Annotated in this window: 9 protein-coding genes; 5 read left to right on the top strand and 4 right to left on the bottom strand. The window is 70.1% G+C overall.

Annotated elements, in window-relative coordinates:
- The 5 genes from ACFV2X_RS45095 to ACFV2X_RS45075 all read left to right on the top strand — a co-directional run bounded on the left by ACFV2X_RS45095 (position 1) and on the right by ACFV2X_RS45075 (position 10,663).
- Entirely contained in the window at positions 1–5,436 is a 5,436-nt protein-coding gene (locus tag ACFV2X_RS45095; RefSeq protein ID WP_385627684.1) for a type I polyketide synthase, read from the top strand.
- Entirely contained in the window at positions 5,433–6,902 is a 1,470-nt protein-coding gene (locus tag ACFV2X_RS45090; RefSeq protein ID WP_385627682.1) for a polyketide synthase, read from the top strand. Before ACFV2X_RS45095 ends, ACFV2X_RS45090 begins: the two co-directional genes overlap by 4 nt.
- Positions 6,903–6,949: 47 nt before the next feature.
- The gene (locus tag ACFV2X_RS45085) at positions 6,950–8,530 is read left to right on the top strand and encodes a long-chain-fatty-acid--CoA ligase (RefSeq protein ID WP_385627681.1); all 1,581 of its coding nucleotides are present in this window, start codon (positions 6,950–6,952) and stop codon (positions 8,528–8,530) included.
- Between the two features lie 29 nt (positions 8,531–8,559).
- Positions 8,560–9,831: a cytochrome P450 gene (locus tag ACFV2X_RS45080; protein ID WP_385627679.1), complete on the top strand. Its 1,272-nt coding sequence runs from the start codon at positions 8,560–8,562 to the stop codon at positions 9,829–9,831.
- A gap of 67 nt (positions 9,832–9,898) precedes the next feature.
- Positions 9,899–10,663 (top strand): acetoacetate decarboxylase, encoded by a 765-nt coding sequence (locus ACFV2X_RS45075; protein ID WP_385627677.1) that lies wholly within the window; start codon positions 9,899–9,901, stop codon positions 10,661–10,663.
- Between the two features lie 26 nt (positions 10,664–10,689).
- Here the strand turns inward: ACFV2X_RS45075 and ACFV2X_RS45070 are convergent, their stop codons facing one another.
- The 4 genes from ACFV2X_RS45070 to ACFV2X_RS45055 are packed head-to-tail and all read right to left on the bottom strand — an operon-like array spanning position 10,690 to position 17,542.
- Positions 10,690–12,234 carry a hypothetical protein gene (locus tag ACFV2X_RS45070; protein WP_385627675.1) on the bottom strand — a complete coding sequence of 515 codons (1,545 nt, stop codon included), beginning with the start codon at positions 12,232–12,234 and terminating at the stop codon, positions 10,690–10,692.
- Positions 12,235–12,242: 8 nt separating this feature from the next.
- Positions 12,243–14,696: a GTPase-associated protein 1-related protein gene (locus ACFV2X_RS45065; protein WP_385627672.1), complete on the bottom strand. Its 2,454-nt coding sequence runs from the start codon at positions 14,694–14,696 to the stop codon at positions 12,243–12,245.
- Positions 14,693–15,883 (bottom strand): hypothetical protein, encoded by a 1,191-nt coding sequence (locus tag ACFV2X_RS45060; protein WP_385627670.1) that lies wholly within the window; start codon positions 15,881–15,883, stop codon positions 14,693–14,695. The genes ACFV2X_RS45065 and ACFV2X_RS45060 overlap by 4 nt, the downstream gene beginning before the upstream one ends.
- Positions 15,884–17,542 (bottom strand): Hsp70 family protein, encoded by a 1,659-nt coding sequence (locus tag ACFV2X_RS45055; protein ID WP_385627668.1) that lies wholly within the window; start codon positions 17,540–17,542, stop codon positions 15,884–15,886.
- Between the last annotated feature and the right edge of the window lies 1 nt (position 17,543).

The raw sequence follows: 17,543 nt of genomic DNA, 5'->3' as shown, positions 1-17,543 counted from the left end.
ATGACGACACCCATGGGCAGCCAGAGCGGTCGGCAGAAGGCCGCCGACCCTGACGGAGATCTGCTCCAGCGGCTGCTGCTGGAGAAGTACGAACCGGTCGCCATCGTGGGCATCGGTCTGCGGCTGCCGGGTGGCAACGACACACGGGAGTCACTGGCGCAGTTTCTGCGCTCCGGGCGGGACGGCACCGGCCCCATTCCCTCCGACCGCTGGGACGTCGCCGCCTTCGAGAGCGACGACCCGGCCGCGAAGGGCACGATCCGTACCCGGGGCGGCGGCTTCCTCGAGGGCATCGACCGGTTCGATCCCGCGTTCTTCGGTATATCGCCGAAAGAGGCCGACTACGTGGATCCGCAGCAGCGGCTGCTGCTGGAGACGGCATGGGAGGCGCTGGAGGACGCGGGGCTCGACGCGCACGCGCTGCGCGGCGGCGACGGCGGTGTCTATGTGGGGATCAGCTCCGCGGACTACATGATCGCCGCGGAGACCCTGCCGTACGAGGCGATCAACGGCTATCTGGGCACCGGGACCGCCCACAGCGCCGCCTCGGGACGGCTGTCGTATGTCCTCGGCTGGCACGGCCCCTGCGCGAGCTTCGACACTGCCTGCTCATCGTCGCTGGTGGCGCTGCACACGGCCGTGCAGGACCTGCGGCAGCGGCAGTGCGATATCGCCCTGTGCGCCGGGGTCAACCTGGTCCACCACCCGCAGGCGCACATCGTGACGACGGATGCCAACATGCTGGCCCCGGACGGGCGTTGCAAAACCTTCGACGACCGCGCGGACGGATACGCCCGCAGCGAAGGGTGCGGTGCGCTGGCGCTCAAGCGGCTGTCCGACGCCCAGCGGGACGGCGACCGGATCCTGGCCCTGGTACGCGGATCGGCGATCCGCCAGGACGGCGAGGGCGCCGGTCTCACGGTGCCCAACGGAAGCTCCCAGCAGCGGGTGATGCGCGCGGCACTGCTCAACTCGGCAGTGCGGCCTGAGGACATCCAGTACGTCGAGGCGCATGGTACGGGCACCGCGCTGGGCGATCCCATTGAGTTATCGGCGATCGGCAAGGTCTTCGCCGAGTCGCACAGCCCCGCCGCCCCGGTCTTCGTCGCCTCGGGCAAGACCAACCTGGGCCACGCCGAGGCCGCGGCCGGTGTCAGCGGCATCATCAAGGTGGTGTTGCAACTGGGCGAGGAGTTCATCTACCCGCATCTGAACATGGACATCCCCTCCACCCATGTCGCATGGGATGAGCTTCCCGTCGCGGTGCCCCGCGAGCCCGTACCCTGGCCGGCCGGTACCCGCAGGGCGCTGGTGAACTCCTTCGGCTTCGCCGGCACCATCGCCTCCGCGGTCATCGAGCAGGCCCCCGCGTCCGGCCCGGTACGGGAGGAGAGCGCCCGGCCACGGTCCGGCGCGGCCGTGTTCACCCTGTCGGCCCGCACCCGCAAGGCGCTGGGACTCCAGGTGGAGCGGTACCAGCGCTATCTCGCCGACCATCCGGACACCGACGTCGAGGAGTTGTGCCACGCGAGCAATGTCCTGCGGACGCATCACGCCTCGCGTATCGCCGGAGTCGTCGGCGGCCCGGCGGACCTGGAGGCGCTGCTGGCCCGGCAGCTCCGCGAGACCGAGGACACCCCGCAGCAGCGCAAGGTGGCCTTCCTGTTCAGCGGTCAGGGCTCTCAGTACCCCGGCATGGCGGCCGGGCTCTACCGGAGCCACCGGGTCTTCCGCGACACCGTCGACGTATGCGACCGGCTCTTCTCGGAACACCTGGACGGGCCGCCCGTCCGCGATGTGATGTTCGGTGAGGGCCATGCCACAGAACTGCTGGACCAGACCCGGTACACCCAGCCCGCGCTGTTCACACTGGAATACGCCCTGGCAGAGCTGTGGAAGTCGTGGGGCATCCGTCCGGACACCGTGATCGGGCACAGCATCGGTGAGGTGGCCGCGGCCACCGTGGCGGGTGTCTTCCCGCTTCCGGACGCGATCGGGCTGGTGGCGGCACGGGCCCGGCTCATGCAGTCGGTGTCGGCACCGGGCGGGATGCTGGCGGTGCGGGCATCGCGTGCGGACATCGCTCCGTTGCTCGACCAGTACCCCGGCCTGTCGCTCGCCGCGCTCAACGCTCCCGACCAGTGTGTGGTGTCGGGTGGCGCGGAGCCGCTGGAAGCGATGGCCGCCGAGCTGACCGAGCGTGGTCTGCGCATCAAGCGGCTCCCGGTGTCCCATGCCTTTCACTCACCGCTGATGGACGAGGTGGTGGAGGAGTTCCGCGACCTCATCGCCAAGGTGCGGTTCCAGGAACCCGAGATCACCCTGATTTCCAATCTGAGCGGCGAAATCGCCGACGTGGCCGAGGTGTGCTCCGCCGCCTACTGGGCGCGGCTGATCCGTGAACCCGTCGACTTCGCCGGTGGCATCCGGACACTGGCCGGCCTTGGACCGCACGCCATGGTGGAGATCGGGCCGGGCCGGGCCCTGATCAACTCCGGGCGCGCCTGTGTGACGGCCTCCCGCCACCTGTGGGTGGCGTCCTTGGGATCCGCGGCGGAGCAGGACCGCTCGCCGTACGAAGCCGCCGCCCAGCTCTACACGGCGGGACTGCCCCTGTCGTGGCGGGGTTTCCACGAGGGCCGGCCGAAGCCGCGGGTCACCCTGCCGACCTACTCTTTCGACCGCAAGCGGTACTGGCTGCCGGACTTCGGCAAAGACATCAATGCCAGTGCCCATCACCCTCTGCTGGGCGCCGAGACCACGAACGAGAAGCAACGCGCCGCCTCCGTAAGGGAGTTCACCAATCGGATCAGCGCCGGTCGGCCGGACTACCTGGTGGATCACATGGTCGTCGGCCAAGTGGTCTTCCCGGCAGCGGGGTTCATCGAACTGCTCATCGCCGCGGTGGACGCCGTGCACGGACACACCCGGTTTCCGATCGACGACATGCGCATTCATGAGCCACTGCTGCTGTCGGACGACGCCATCAGTCTGCGCACCCGGCTCAGGACCACCGAGGACGGCGGCGAACTCATCGAGATCCTCAGCGTCAGCGACGACGCGGGCATCGAGAGGCTTCACGTCACCGCGGCCATCGGCAAGGAGGGCCAGGACGCCGTACCGCTCGAAGACGGCTCCGACCTGCTGGAAGAGCTGGCCGGAGCCGACGCGGGGGACGAACAGCGAGACCAGCGGATCGCCGAGCTGTACGCAGACTTCGCGGATTCCGGTATGGACTACGGCCCGCGTTTCCGTCTCATCGAGTCCTTCACCCGCCGCGGCGACAACCTGGTGACGGCAGAGATCACCGGTCCGGCGGGGGTGACCACCGAACACCTCCCCCCGGCGATCCTCGACTCCGCGCTGCAGACCCTGGCCACCATCATCCAGCCCGGTCTTCCCGTCCGGCTGCGGTCCTTCCGGTTGCTGAGCCGGCCCCGTGGCGCGAGGCTGCGCAGCGTGGTCCGGCTGCTCCCCGCGCAGCCGTCCACGGATGTGGACTTCGTCGCCGATGTGGTGCTCTACGACGGCCGGCGCGTCGTATGCGTACTGAACGGCCTGGAACTGCGGCGGATGTCCTCGGTCGGTGTCGCCCGGCGGCGGATGTTCTATCAGACCCGGTGGATCGAAGCGCCCGCCTCGGCCGCGCCCGTCCCAGGGCGCCGTATCGCTCTGCTGCACAGTGGTCTGGAAGAGAACGTGTCGCTGGCCGAAGAGGCGGAGCGCACCGGCACCTCGCTCGCCTTCGCTTCCGACCTGGCCCAGCTCCCCGATCTGCTCGCGCAGGGGCCGACCGATCTGTGCTGGTTCTGGCAGCCGGGCGAGCGGTGCGCCGCGGTGCCCGGCCTCGGTGTTGATGGGTTGCGTGCGGAATGCGAGCGGCAGTACACCGAGCTGCTGGAGCTGGTGGGCCTCCTGGAGACCTGCGGATTCGGGCCGGATCAGCGGCTGTGGCTGGTAACCAGAGGCGGCCAGTGGTTTCCCCAGGACGAGGCCGACGACGGCAGCCGGCTGTCCGCCTCCAGCGTCTGGGGCTTCGGTGCGGTGTTGCTGAGCGAGTATCCGAACCACCGGGTGACTCTCCTGGATCTGCCGGTGGGCGAGAGCGACCCGGCCACCGTGCTCGAGGAGTTGCTGAGCAGCGATCCCGACGAGTTCCAGATCGCCTACCGCGATGGTCGGCGCCATGTCCGCCGACTGGTCCCGAGCGGCCCCGAGGAGCGGATCGCGACCGAGGAACCGATCGCGACCGAACCCGGGCAGTCGCCGGTCGACGGTGACCACACGTACCTCATCACCGGCGGGCTCGGTGGCCTGGGCCTGCTGACGGCTCGGACGCTGGTGGACCGCGGTGCGCGCCACCTGGCGCTGGTCAGCAGGCGAGCCCCCGACGACCAGGAGTTCCAACAGGTCAGGCAGACACTCGGCGAGCAGGTCAGTGTGCGGGTGTACGCCGCGGATATCGCGGAACCCGCGGCCGTCGACGCCTTGTTCAAAAGTCTCGCGAAGGAAGGACCTGCGCTGGGCGGTGTCGTCCACGCGGCGGGTGTGCTCTCCGACCGGCCCGTGAACTCACAGGACTGGGACAACATCGACAAGGTCTTCCGGGCCAAGGTCTACGGAAGCTGGCTGTTGCACCAGGCGATATCCGACCTCCCCGAGGTCAGGTTCTTCATCGGATACGGATCCAGCTCCGCCGTGCTGGGCCAGGCGGGCCAGTGCAACTACGCCGCGGGCAACGCCTTTCTGGACGCGCTCATGCACTGGCGCTGCGCTCTCGGCCTGCCTGGTACCGCGATCGACTGGGGTCCGTGGGCGGAGGTCGGCATGGCCGCCGCCCTGGACGAGGCGCACAAGCAGTCGTTCGAGCGGCAGGGAATGGTGTTCATCCGGCCCCGGGACGGAGCCCGCGCTTTGGCCACGTTGCTGGACACCCCCGTTCCGCAGATCGTGGTCGGCGAATGCGACTGGACCGCGTACGCCGCGACACGGCCGTTGTCCAACGCCCTGTACGAAGGGCTCGCACGTCCGAGGGACAACGCCGTACGTACGCTCGACGTCGGTCAACTGGCCGGGCTGCCCGAGGACGCACGGCGGCAGGCGCTCGCCGACCTGGTCCGCGGGACCGTGGCCAAAGTGCTGCGCTTCGACGCCACGGGTGACATCCCGGCCGACACGCCCTTCACCCACCTGGGGCTGGACTCACTGGCCGCGGTGGACGTCAAGAACGGCCTGGAGGCGGCGCTGCACACCTCCCTGTCGGCGTCGATCACCATGGACTACCCGACAACGGACCTGCTGGTGGAGCACCTTGACGCACTGATCCGGCCGGACGACGGCGGGACGGGCGACCCGGGTGATCCGGGCGACCCGAGCGGCGGACTGGAGTCACTGGACGCCGAGGCCGAACTGGCGGCGTTGAAGGACCTCGGATGAGGGCGTACATCGAATCGCTGGAGAAGCTGTCCAGAACCCAGTTGATGCTGCTCCTCGCACGGCAGCACCAGGCCGAGACCGAGGGCTTGGCGGTCGTGGGGATGAGCTGCCGACTGCCCGGTGGTATCGACACCCCCGCCGAGCTGTGGGCGATGGTCGACGAGGGCAGGGTGCTGGCCACCGAGCAGGCCGGTGTTCCCGCCGACAGCCTGGGCCGACCGCGCTGGAACCTCGCGGCGCCGGACATCGCGCCGTACGCCGCCGCGCTCCGCCAGGGCGGGTACCTCACCGATATCGACCTCTTCGACGCCGAGCGCTTCGGCATGTCCGAGGAGGAGGCCCGCTGCCTCGACCCGCAGCAGCGGCTGCTGCTCACCGAGACATCCCGGGCGTTGGAGGACGCGGGCCTCACCGACCCGGGCGGCCTGCGCGTGGGTGTCTTCGTCTCCGTCACCACACCGGAGTACGGCCTGGCGGGGATCCGTAACGGCGTCACCGCCGACCGGATGTCCGCGCCGATGGCCACCGGCACGGTGGTCAGCGGGGCCGCCGGGCGGATCTCCGTCGGCCTCGGGCTGAACGGTCCGGCGCTGACGGTCGACACCGCCTGCTCCTCCACCCTCGTCGCGGTGCACCTCGCGGGCGCCGCGTTGCGCCGCAAGGAATGCGATGTGGCGATCGTGGGAGTGAGTCATCTGCTGCTGTCACCGATCACCACCGCGGTGTTCGCCAAGGCGGGCATGCTGTCCGCCACCGGGCGCTGCCGGCCCTTCACCGCCCGCGCCGACGGATACGTCCGCGCCGAGGGGAGCGTGGTGCTGGTGCTGAAGCGCGAGCAGGACGCCCGTGCCGACGAGGACACTCCATACGCCCTGATCCGGTCGAGCGCGATCCATCAGCACGGCCGACGGTCCACGATGTCCGTCCCGTCCTCCGCGGGACAGCAGCGGGCCATCCGGGACTGTCTGACCGCGGCCGGGGTCGACGCGGCACAGGTCGGCTACGTCGAGGCGCACGGCAGCGCCGACAAGGTCGCCGACGCCGTCGAGATCGATGCGATAGCCACCGCGTACGAACGGAACTCCACGGACGGCCCGCCGCTCTACGTCGGCAGTGGAAAGGCCAACATCGGCTACCTGGAGACCGCCTCGGGGGCCGTGGGACTGGTCAGGGCGATTCTCGCGCTGCGCCACCGCACCGTGCCCGCGCAACCCGACTTCACCGATCCCGATCCGGCCGTCTTCGGCCGGCCGACGTCGGTGACGGTGCCGACGAAGGCCCTGCCGTGGCCCTCGGAGGAACACCGGCTGGCAGGCGTCAACGCGTTCGGTTTCACCGGGGTCAACGCACACGTCCTCATCGAAGCCGCCGCCACCGCACGGCCCGGTCGCCCGCCCGGTCCCCTTCCCGGCCCGACGCCGTCGACCGGCGGCCACCACTGGCTCGACTCCTACACCTGGCACTGACAGCTACTCCTGGCACTGACCGTTACCCCTGGCGAGCGAGGCACCGGATGAGCAGAACTCAGCCCAGCACAAGGCCCGGAACACTTCAGGACAGCCTGGCCCGGCACGCGGCCGAACGGCCCGATCACCCCGCGCTGGTCTGCGGATCGGTCCAGGTCACGTACCGGGAACTGGACCGAAGGAGCGACCGGACCGCTCAGGCGCTGACCGCCTCCGGCGTCCGGCGCGGCAGCCGGGTCGCGCACTTCGCCGCCGACTCGGAGAGATTTCACGAGATCGTGCTCGCGTGCGCCAAGACCGGTGCGGTCCTCGTCCCGATCGACTGGCGGCTGACCACTGCCGAGGTCACCCACATCCTGCGTGATTCCGGTACCGAGCTGTTGTTCTTCGGACCGGCCCTGGCCCCACTGGTGCAGGAGGCCGTACCGGCCCTGCCGAAGCTTCAGCACACCGTCCCGCTGGACGCGGCCGGTTTCGAGGCATGGGCTGACGGCCGGCCCGCCGACACCGGATTCGCCCCGCCCGCCGACGCCGACACGGACACCGAACTCGTACAGATCTATACGAGCGGTACGACGGGGGCGCCCAAGGGTGTCGTGCTGGCCCAGCGCAGCTTCTTCGCCGTCGCCGGCATGCTCGCCGAACACGGTCTTGAGTGGATCGACTGGCGCGCGGACGACCGGAGCCTGGTGTGCGTTCCCGGCTTCCACATCGGCGGCCTGTGGTGGGCGATGCAGGGACTCAACGCCGGTGTCACGAACATCCTGCTCCCCGCGTTCGACAGCCTGCGCGCGGTCGATCTCATCAGGGAAGCCGGTATCACCACCGCCTGCATGGTGCCCGCGATGATGCGCATGATCTTGGACGAGCCGCATGTCGGCAAACCGGACTTCGCCTCGCTCCGCAAGGTGGTGTACGGAGGGTCCCCGATCTCGGACACACTGCTCCGTCGCGGCCTGGACGTCTTCGACTGCGAACTGGCCCAGATCTACGGGCTCACCGAGACCGGAAACACCGCGGTCTGTCTGCCTCCCTCGGAGCACCGGCCGGGCAGTCCCCGGCTCGCCGCGGCCGGACTTCCCTATCCCGGCGTACGGATGAGGATCGTGGACTCCCAGGGCGACGATGTGCCGACGGGAGAGGTCGGCCAGGTGTGGCTGCACACACCGGCCCGGATGGCCGGATACTGGAATCTGCCCGATGCGACGGCACGCACCCTCGTCGACGGCTGGATCGTCACCGGGGACGCCGGCTACCGGGACGAGGACGGCTACCTCTACATCCGCGACCGGATCACCGACACCATCATCGTCGGCGGGGAGAACGTATACCCGGCCGAGGTGGAGAACGCCCTGTGCCGCCACTCGGCCATCGCCGAGGCAGCGGTGGTGGGCGCCCCCAACCCCGCGTCGGGCGAGGAGGTGCGCGGGTACATCGTGCTGCGCCAGGGCCATGACGTACCGGCGGCACAGGAGCTGACACGGTTCCTGAGCGGCCAGCTCGCCCGATTCAAGATCCCCGCCACGTACCAGGTCATCGACGTGGTCCCGCGTAACCCCAGCGGCAAGATCCTGCGCAGAAAGCTGCGCGAGCAGCTGTGGGCGGACAGCGACCGCAAGGTCAACTGACCTTGAGAGGAGGACATCCGATGATGGGCATGGGCATCCGAGGTGCTCGTACGGCGATCAAGCTCGCCACGTTCCGGACCATGATGGCGGGGGCCGCGCTGTCCGGGGATCCCGCCGCGAAACTGCTGGGGAGACGGCAGCCCGCCGATCCGTTCCCGCTGTACGAACAGATCCGGGAGCACGGCGACGTCTACCGCAGCAAACTCGGGATCTTCTGCACCGTCTCACACGCCCAGTGTCGAGCGGTCCTGAAGGACCCCCGGTTCGGTATGCCGGTTCCCCCGTCGCCCCCGGCCTGGGAGATGCGCCAAGGGGACGCGGATACGCTGATCCACCCCATCGAGCGGTCGCTGCTGGCGGTGAATCCTCCCGAGCACACCCGGCTGCGCAGACTTGTCGCGCCCTGGTTCACCGCCAGTGCCCTCCGCACCCGCGCCGCCAGGGTCGAAAAGATCGTCCACAGCCATCTGGACCGCGTCTCCGGCGGCCAGGACTTCGATCTGGTCCGTGACTTCACCGCGCAGGTGCCCACCGCCGTCATCGGTGACATGCTCGGCATCGAGATCGAGAACTACGAGCGGTTCGGCCGATGGGGCATGGCACTGGCCACCACCATCGACGGCGTACGCACCATGGGCGAGCGCCGGATGGTGCGCTCGGTGCTGGCGGAGATGACATCGTTCTTCACTCAGCTGATCGAAGAGAACCGCCGCGCGCCCCGCGACAACGCGATCAGCGGCCTGGTCGGCGCCGAGGTCGACGGCCGGCCGGTCACCGACGAGGAGCTGATCGGGCTGATCGGGCTGCTGCTGGCGGCCGGTCTCGAGACCACCGTCAACCTCATCTCCAACAGCGTGCGCTTTCTGCTGGTCCATCCGGAACAGAAAAAACTGTTCCTCGACAACCCCGATACCGCGCCCGATGTGGTGGAGGAGGCTCTGCGCTACGACCCGCCGGCGATGTTCACCGTCCGGATGGCCCTCGAGGACGTCGAACTCGACGGCTGGCAGATTCCGCGCGGCGGTTGGCTCGTGCAGCTGCTGGGGGGCGCCAACCGCGACCCGAAGGTGTTCACCGACCCTCATCGCTTCGATGTCACCCGGGGCAACATCCGGGAGCACATCGCGTTCTCCGCCGGTGCCCATCACTGCGTCGGCTCAGGGCTGGCGAGGCTGGAGGCGGAGATCGCCCTGCGCGAGCTGTTCGCGCGCTTCCCGGACATGCGGATCGCCGGTGACGTCACGATGCGGACCGCCCGCAGCGCACGAGGCCCCCAGAGCATTCCGATCAGCGTCGCCTAGGCCGTCGGGCCCGATCCGTGCCATCGGGCCCGATCCGTACATCCGTACCAAAGGAGCCGGAAGAACCATGCGTGCCGAAGATGTGCGCCGCCACTACGCCACCCCGATCGGCGCCCCCGCCTACCCGCCGATGCTGCCCAAGTACATCGATCGCGAGTACCTCAACATCTTCTACCGAACGGATCCGGACGCCGTCAGAGCCGTGACACCGGAGCCGCTGGAGATCGAGGACCCCATCGTGCGGTTCGAGGTGATGAAGATGAACGAGGTGACCGGGTACGGCCCCTACACCGAGGCCGGACAGGCCATCTCGGTCAGCTACCAGGGTGAACCCGGTGAGTATCTGCGCGCGATGTACCTGGACAGCTTCCCTGCCGCCGCCGGCGGACGCGAGGTCGGCGCCTATCCCAAGGTCCTGGGCTCACCGTCGCTCTACCTGGACAACGCCGCGCTCGTCGGCACCCTCGACTACGGCACGATCCGGGTGGCCACCGCGACCATGGGCTACAAACACCACGCCATGGATCCCGACGACGCCCGTGCGCAGATCAGCATCCCCACCTACATGCTCAAGTTCGCCCCGGACTACGACGCGTCGATGCGGGCCTGCGAGCTGGTGCGTACGGAGATCACCGACATCGAGGTCAAGCAGGCGTGGACCGCGCCGGCCAGGCTGCAGCTGTTCGAGCACGTCCTCGCTCCCCTGGCCGACCTGCCCGTTCTGGAGATCATCTCCGCGAGCCACATCGTCACGGACCTGACGCTCGGTCCGATGAAACCGGTACACGACTACCTCGAAGCCGGAGTGGATCCCGCTGCGCCTACTCGATGACTCCGGTCGATGACCAGGAGACACTCCTACTCGCGCAGACACCAGTCAACGAATACCCCCATGCTGGGGTCCACCCGCCCCTCCTCATCCGCCACCGCCGCCGTGCAGAAGAACCGGACCTCGCCGAACTCCAAATCCATCGTCTGCAACAGATTCCGCAACCCCAGCCGCTCACACAGCCACTCCCGAGTCGTATCGCTGTCGTCCGGGCGGTCGGGCAGGAGCGCCGGCTGCCCGGTCAGCAGGTCCCTCTTGCTGACGGCGACGGCGAGCCGGGCCTTGTCGAGGTGGGTGCCCATCGTGCGTACGGTCTGCACCGAGCGCGAGAACACGTCCTCCGGGTCGACCGTCGAGGCCAGCGTGCGGTCCACCTTCGGGCCTGCCGGGTCGAGGCGGGTCCAGAACGCGTCGACGGCCATCGGGTCGAGGACGAACACGAAGGTACGGGCCTCCCTGATATAGCGCAGCGCGTCGGTCTCCTCCCGGTTGACGAACCGCTCGCCGGCCGTGTCGAAGACATGCACCAGCCGCTCGGCGCGGCCGCTGCCCCGTACGAACGAATGGGCTCGGGGCAGTGTCTTCTGGGTGGGGCGGGTGTGGCCCTGGATCTCCAGGACCTCGTTCAGCACCCGCTGGTTGGCGGTCGACTCGGGGTCCGCGAGCCGGATCGCAGGACCGCCGTTCTCCGCGGTGTTCTCCAGTGACTTCACCATCGCCGCCATCAGCTGTGTCTTGCCCGCGGCCCGGCCGCCGATCAGCGGAAGGATCAGCTCGGGCATGTGCCCGGCGTCCGGGTTCATCGGCTTGCCGCAGTGTTCGTGCACGCAGTAGCCGCTCAGCCGGGCGTCCCTGCTCATCAGCATCAGCAGCGTCGGTATCCGCTCATCGCAGGCGCACCGGCGCCGGAAGAGGCCGAAGGTGCCGGGGCGGATGTCGGCGTGCCGGCGTCGGCAGGTCGCGCGGGGGCAGTCGTAGGCCGGATAGGGGACGCGTTCGAAGCAGCTGGGGCACAGCATGCCCCGGGGCAGCCCGCGCAGGATCATCACCGCACGGTCGGCGGCCCGCAGGGTGAGTGCGGTCAGCCGGGCGCCGGCCGTCAACAGGGCGACCCCGAGCGCGTGCAGGCCGAGGAGCAGACCCAGCACGGGGACCGCGGCGGCGGCGCCGACGCCGAGGCCCAGATAGAGGGTCAGACCGTAGGGGACCGAGGCGGATCGGTGCATGGAGGGTGCGGTGAACTGGTCGGCGGTCACCCGGCGGTAGGCGTCGGTGACCGTACGGACGTAACTCCGCCGCCCCTGCATGAGCAGTTGCCGAAGATCGCGGGTGGCGGGTCCGAAGAAGTAGTTGCGGTGGGCCCGTTCGTCGGCGGGGCGGTACGGCGGGATGGTCACGAACTCGGGGGTGCGCAGGCGCAACACGCCATTGAGCAACTGGCAGTAGCGCCACAGCAGTTCACTCACCAGGGCGGCGCCGCGCAGGGCCGCGATCGCCGGGACGAAGAGCAGGTAGAGCAGGAGCAGGGCCAGGTAGAGGGCGGGGACGATGATGAAGGTCAGGATGTCGCTCATCTTCGGGCTCACCCCTCTTCCGGTCGGGGGCCGTCCGAGGGCCGCCGATGGTTGCGCTTGCGTCTCCACTTCTTCACGCGGCCCAGACGGTCTTCCGCGTACTGCTCATAGTCGTCGGCCAGCCGTGTGTTGTAGGGGCGGAGCGCGCGGGACAGGCGGTCCAGGTCCTCGGACCGCCAAAAGCGGGCAGCGTGCTGGCGCAGCGCACGGACGATCTCCACATGTGCCAGCGGCAGAGGGACCCGTTCGTAGTTGATCGCGATCACCCCGGTGACCTGGCTGAACAGCACCTCGTCGACACGGTCCGAGGTCGCCGCGGCCCCGTAGACGCTGCGCAGGTATCCGTCGGCGAGGGAGAAGCCGAACTCCCCGATCTCGGTGCGCAGCCGGGCCGGGTCGGCGGGCACCCGGAGCATGGCGGGAAGCAGCCGGTAGTACTTCAGGGCGCGGGGGGCCGCCCAGGCGTCGATCTGCGGAATCCGGAACGCGCGGGCGAGCGCCGTGGCCTCGGTGGCCTCGCGCAAGGCCGTGTCCAGCTGGAGTGTGGTCCGTACGCACTCCCGGGTGACCGCCCGCAGCCAGGCGTCGCGTCCGGGGGCGGTGAGTGTGTCGCACAGCACCAGGCAGGCCCGTAGCCCCTCCTCGTCCCGGACCTCCTGTTTCACCGCGCGGTCGAACCACTCGCCGACCGCCTCGTCCGCCGGATGGTCCGCCCCTTGGCCCGACGGCAGCCGGCGGGCGATCTCGGTCGCCTCCTCGTACGTCCAGGCCGGCGACGGCTGCCGCCACAGCCCCCGCAGCAGCTCCGCGTCCGGGGAGACCTGGCCGCGCACCTCCAGGATCCTGAACAGCAGGTCGACCGTGCGGGTGGGCCGGCGCTCGGCCTGCGCCAGCCAGTAGTGCTCAAGGAGCCGGGGCCGCTCACCCAGGTCCCGCTCGCTCAGCAACGTGGCCGGGAACTGGGCGAACAGCTGCTCCTGCCCGCCCCGCTCGTCCAGCACCTCCTGCACCGCGGTCGCCAGCTGGGCCCTGAACTCCGGGAGGGTGTGCACGAGGTGGGCGACCTCCTCCCGCAGACCGGGGCCCGCGCCGGAGGCGCCGAGCAGGGCGCGGGCCAGGTCCAGGCTCCGGTCCGTGAGCAGCTTCGGCGGCGGGGCGAGCCGAGCGCCCACCGCCCACAGCAGCAGCCGTACCTGCTGGCGGCAGTTGGCGGCTTCGCCGAGCATCCGCTGCCACAGGGCGGTGGCCCGCTCCCGCTCGGCGGGGCGCGTGATCGGCACCGGACCGGGCGCGTTCTCCACGCCGGTCACATAGGCGCGGATCCGGGACTGGTGGAGCTTGCCCTCCAGCTCATGGTGGAGCGCCGTGTCACCGCCCCTCTCGGCGGCCCCGCTCAACACCGCGAGCTGGTCGTCGTCCAGGTCCCGGTGGGCGTGGTGGATGTCCGCCGCCACCGCCGCCCGGCGCGGCCCGAGATGACCGGCCCCGGGCAGCCAGTCGATCACCGCGCGGAGGTCGGCGTCGGTCAGCTCTGTGCCGCCCGCCGCCGCGGCCGCCGCCACCGGGGCGTGCCAGTCGCCCAGCGTCCGCTCCTGGCCGTGCGTGTACTCGGCCGTCCACGACCACACCGAGCGGATCGCCCCGACCCCGATCCGGGTGAGCAGCCGTACCAGATGGTGGGTGGGCACCACCTCGGGGAAGCGGCCCGCGGAGAAGTCGAAGACGGTGTACGACTCCTCGTCGTCGGGGCCGAAGTCGGGCTGCGCGCCGGGCACCGTGCCGATCAGGTGCAGCCGGCTGCGAGTGGGGCGGAAGAGGTAGGTGGCGAAGGAGAGGGTGCGGGCCAGCGGGGGTGGCAGGAGGTAGGAGACGGTCGCGAACCAGTGGGCGATCCGGTCTGTCGTATCGTCGATCACCACCACCGAGCCGTCCTCCGCGAGCGCCGCGAACACCGCAGCCAGCAGGGCCGGCAGCTGCTCGGCGTGCGGGTGCGCGCGGAGGAAGGCGCGCGCCGCGCGGGGGGACAGCGGGCCGCGTGGCAGGGGCGCGGGCAGCTCCGGAATCTCGGTCGTATCGGAGACGCGTGCGGTCCACACCGGGGAGTCCCACAGCTCGATCGCGAGCAGACCACCACTGCCCGGCGTGAACTCGCTCTCGGTGTACAGCGCGTGGGCGAAGTAGTTGCCGAAGCGGCGTGCCGAGTCCCGGCCGACGTACCGCACGCACAGCGTGGTCGCGCCGCCCTGCGGGTCCGGGATGTGGCAGAGGTTCACCGGGCAGCGGGCCAGCAGCTCGGGGGTGTCCGACTCGACCAGCGAACGCGGTGGTTCGTACCCGGCAAGGCCCTCCACCCGGAGCCGGGTCTCGGCCGAGACCCGCTCGCTGACCGCGTTGAACTGGAAGCCCGCGGAATGGCTGAGCCCGTGCTCGCAGGAGGTGTAGTAGAGCTGCTGGAGGCTCATCGTCCGCGGCCCGCCTTCGGCACCGACCCGAACTCGCTCAGCAGCCACAGCAGCGGATCCGCGACCCGGTAGGGCTGGATTCCGGTGTCGGCGACCCGGGCCTCGGGCGTGGCGCTGCGGCCCAGTGCGGAGACGCCGAAGTAGCGGTAGCGGGCGAAGGTGTTCTCCAGGGACTGGTCGATGGGCACCCCGTCCCACTCCCTGAGCAGCTGACGCACCTCCTCGTGGACGCTGAGGCTGTCGCCGACGTCGAAACGGCCGAGCGCGGGCGCGTGCGACCGCAGCGGGCTGCCGTTCTCCATCAGATGCCAGAAGGCATCCATCTTGGAGAAGACCACCGCGATCGGGGTGTCGACCTTCGCCGCCTTGCCACCCTGCGCGGCCAGCAGCATGCCGCTCACCCGGCTCAGCACGTTGATCGGCGGATCGATGCCGTCCTCGCCCGGCAGCGCCGTGCCGGGCGCCGCGCTGTCCCGGGCGCCCGGCATCTGCAGCGGGTCGAGCAGCAGGATGATGCCGTCCGCGTTGGTCAGATACCGGGTGTTCAGCTCCACGCTCTCCCGGCTGTTGAAGTCCTCGCCCGCCGTGTCGAAGAACGACAGCACGCTGTGCTGCGGCCGCTCCCCGAACAGCCGCTTGCGGCGCAGCCCGAACCTGAACACCAGCGGTTCCACCCGGTTGGCGTTGGTCGTCGCGGTCTGCGTGGGCGGAAACATCTGCCGGTCGCGGTAGAGCCGGTCCTCGTACTCCGAGCTGTACCGGCGCATGGTGGTGTCGTCCAGGCCCATCAGCGAAGCGCCGAAGGCCTCGCCGATCTTGTTGCGCATCTCGTGCAGCAGCACGGTCATGTAGATCGTCTTGCCGGACGATCGCGCGCCCACCATCGCGATCAGCCGGTTCTCCACCATCCCGAACTGCACCGGCAGTTCGACATGGCAGACCGGGCAGATGCGGTACGTCGTCTCGCCGTCGCAGTCCGGGCACACCGCCGTCGACTTGCGGCCGTCGGCGGCGAAGTCCGGGCCCACGTCGTGGCTGGGGCGCCTGCCGAAGCGTTCGTCGAGGACCGGGTCGCGGCGGCGCTGGCACTGCTTGCGGGTGCGGCTGAGCCTGCTGTTGCAGCGGAAGCGGATCTCGCGCGGGGCGAAGGTCTCGTAGCAGTAGGGGCAGGTGAGTCGTTTGGCCATTCAGGTCACTCGCAGCCGGTGCAGCGCCGTGGGGCGGATGTCGATGTTGCGGTCTTGTTCTGAGTCGGGGCCGGAGTCGGGGCCGTCCACCGGGAAGCAGACGAGCCAGGAGGGGCCTTTGGTGCTGGGGAGGGGGAACTCCACGATGAGGGGGGCGCCGGCCGGGAGGCGCTGGGCGGGGACCTCGTGGAGGACGGTGCCCTCGGCCGTGCTGGTGGGGCGGTAGCGGCCGAGGCCGTGGACGATCCGCAGGGCGGGGAGGTCGCAGCCGGTCCGGGCGGTGAAGGTGACGGTCGCGACGCGGGTGCCGGTGAGGCGGCGGCGCAGGGAGGGTTCGTACTCGACGATGGGAGGTTCGGCCGGGATGCGCAGGGAGGCGGCGCCCTCGGTGTCGACGGCGGGGTCGGGGACCAGCGCCTCGACGGTGAGCGTGACCGCGCCTCGGCCGACGGGGAGGTCCAGGCCGCCGTCGTGTTCGTAGACCCGGCGCTGACAGCGGGTGTCGCCGTCGCGAGGGCCGTCGCCGGCCGTGGTTACGTCCTCGCGGCGCCAGCGGACGCGAGCGGTGAGGGCGGAGTCGGGCCAGGCCCAGAGGACGAGGAGGTGGTCGTCTCGGCGGATCGCCTGGAGTTGGGTCACCGGGACGGAGCGGAGGGTGGGGGCCTGGACCTGGGCCTGGGCCGGTTCCGGTCGCGGCGTTTCGGGTTCTGGCTCTGGTTCTGGCTCTGGTTCTGGCTCTGGTTCTGGTGCTGGTTCTGGTGCTGCTTCTGGTTCGGGTGTGGGGATTGGGATGGGTGGGGTGGTCGCGGTGGGTGGTTCGCTGTCGGGCGGTGGGGGTTGCTCGCGCTGGCGCGGCGGAGTCGGCACGGCCCCGGGACCCTTGGGGGCGTTGTCGGGTGGGGCGTTCTGTGGTTCGGGATCCTGCACGGGATTGGACCAGGGTTGCGGTTCCGGGTCCTCCAGGGGAGGGGGAAAGTGGGTCCTCGCCGGTGCCGGGCCGGTGGCTATGCGGAGGAGGCCGAAGTCCTCCAGGAGCAGGAGGCCGCGTACGACGGCCAGTTCGGGGTTCCTGCAGCGCATCGTCAGGCCCTGGGCATCGGCGAGGTTTTCGATGTCCGCGCGGTGGGCGGGCGTTGTGTACAGGTCGCCGGAGAGGAGTACGGCGTCCGGGGCTGCCTCGGTCAGTTCCTGGGCTATCGCCGTGAGGGTGTGGTCGTCGGCGAGTTGTACGGCGCGCGTGGTGACGATGCGTACCGTCAGATCCGGGGTGATGGCGAGGACTGTCAGATCCACTGTGGTCGCGGCCTGGTCCACCACCAGCACCGTGCGGTGTACGCCCTCGTCGATCGCGCCGTAGTGCAGGGCCACCGCGACCGGTTCCGGGACGATTCTGTTGACGCGGAGGCCGGCGTCCTCGGCGGCGCGGCGGAGGTCGGCCTCGGCCTCGCGGCCGGCGGAGGCCGGCAGACCGAGCACCGCCTCCTCGCCCGTGGCCACCGCCTCCTCACCCGTGACTTCGGCGAGGAGCATGGTCAGTGCGGTGGTGGGGTCGGCGACTCCGTCCGTTCCGGCCAGGTCCGTCGCCGTTACGGTCGGGCGGCCTTCCGGGTCGAGTCGGCCGATGCGGGCGATGCGGTGGCCGATGGCGATGCCGAGCATG

Origin of the sequence: Streptomyces sp. NPDC059679, from assembly GCF_042734105.1 — a bacterium.
GTDB lineage: Bacteria > Actinomycetota > Actinomycetes > Streptomycetales > Streptomycetaceae > Streptomyces.
The sequence above is the reverse complement of the archived record's forward strand: the minus strand, read 5'-3'. Positions and strand labels throughout refer to the sequence as shown.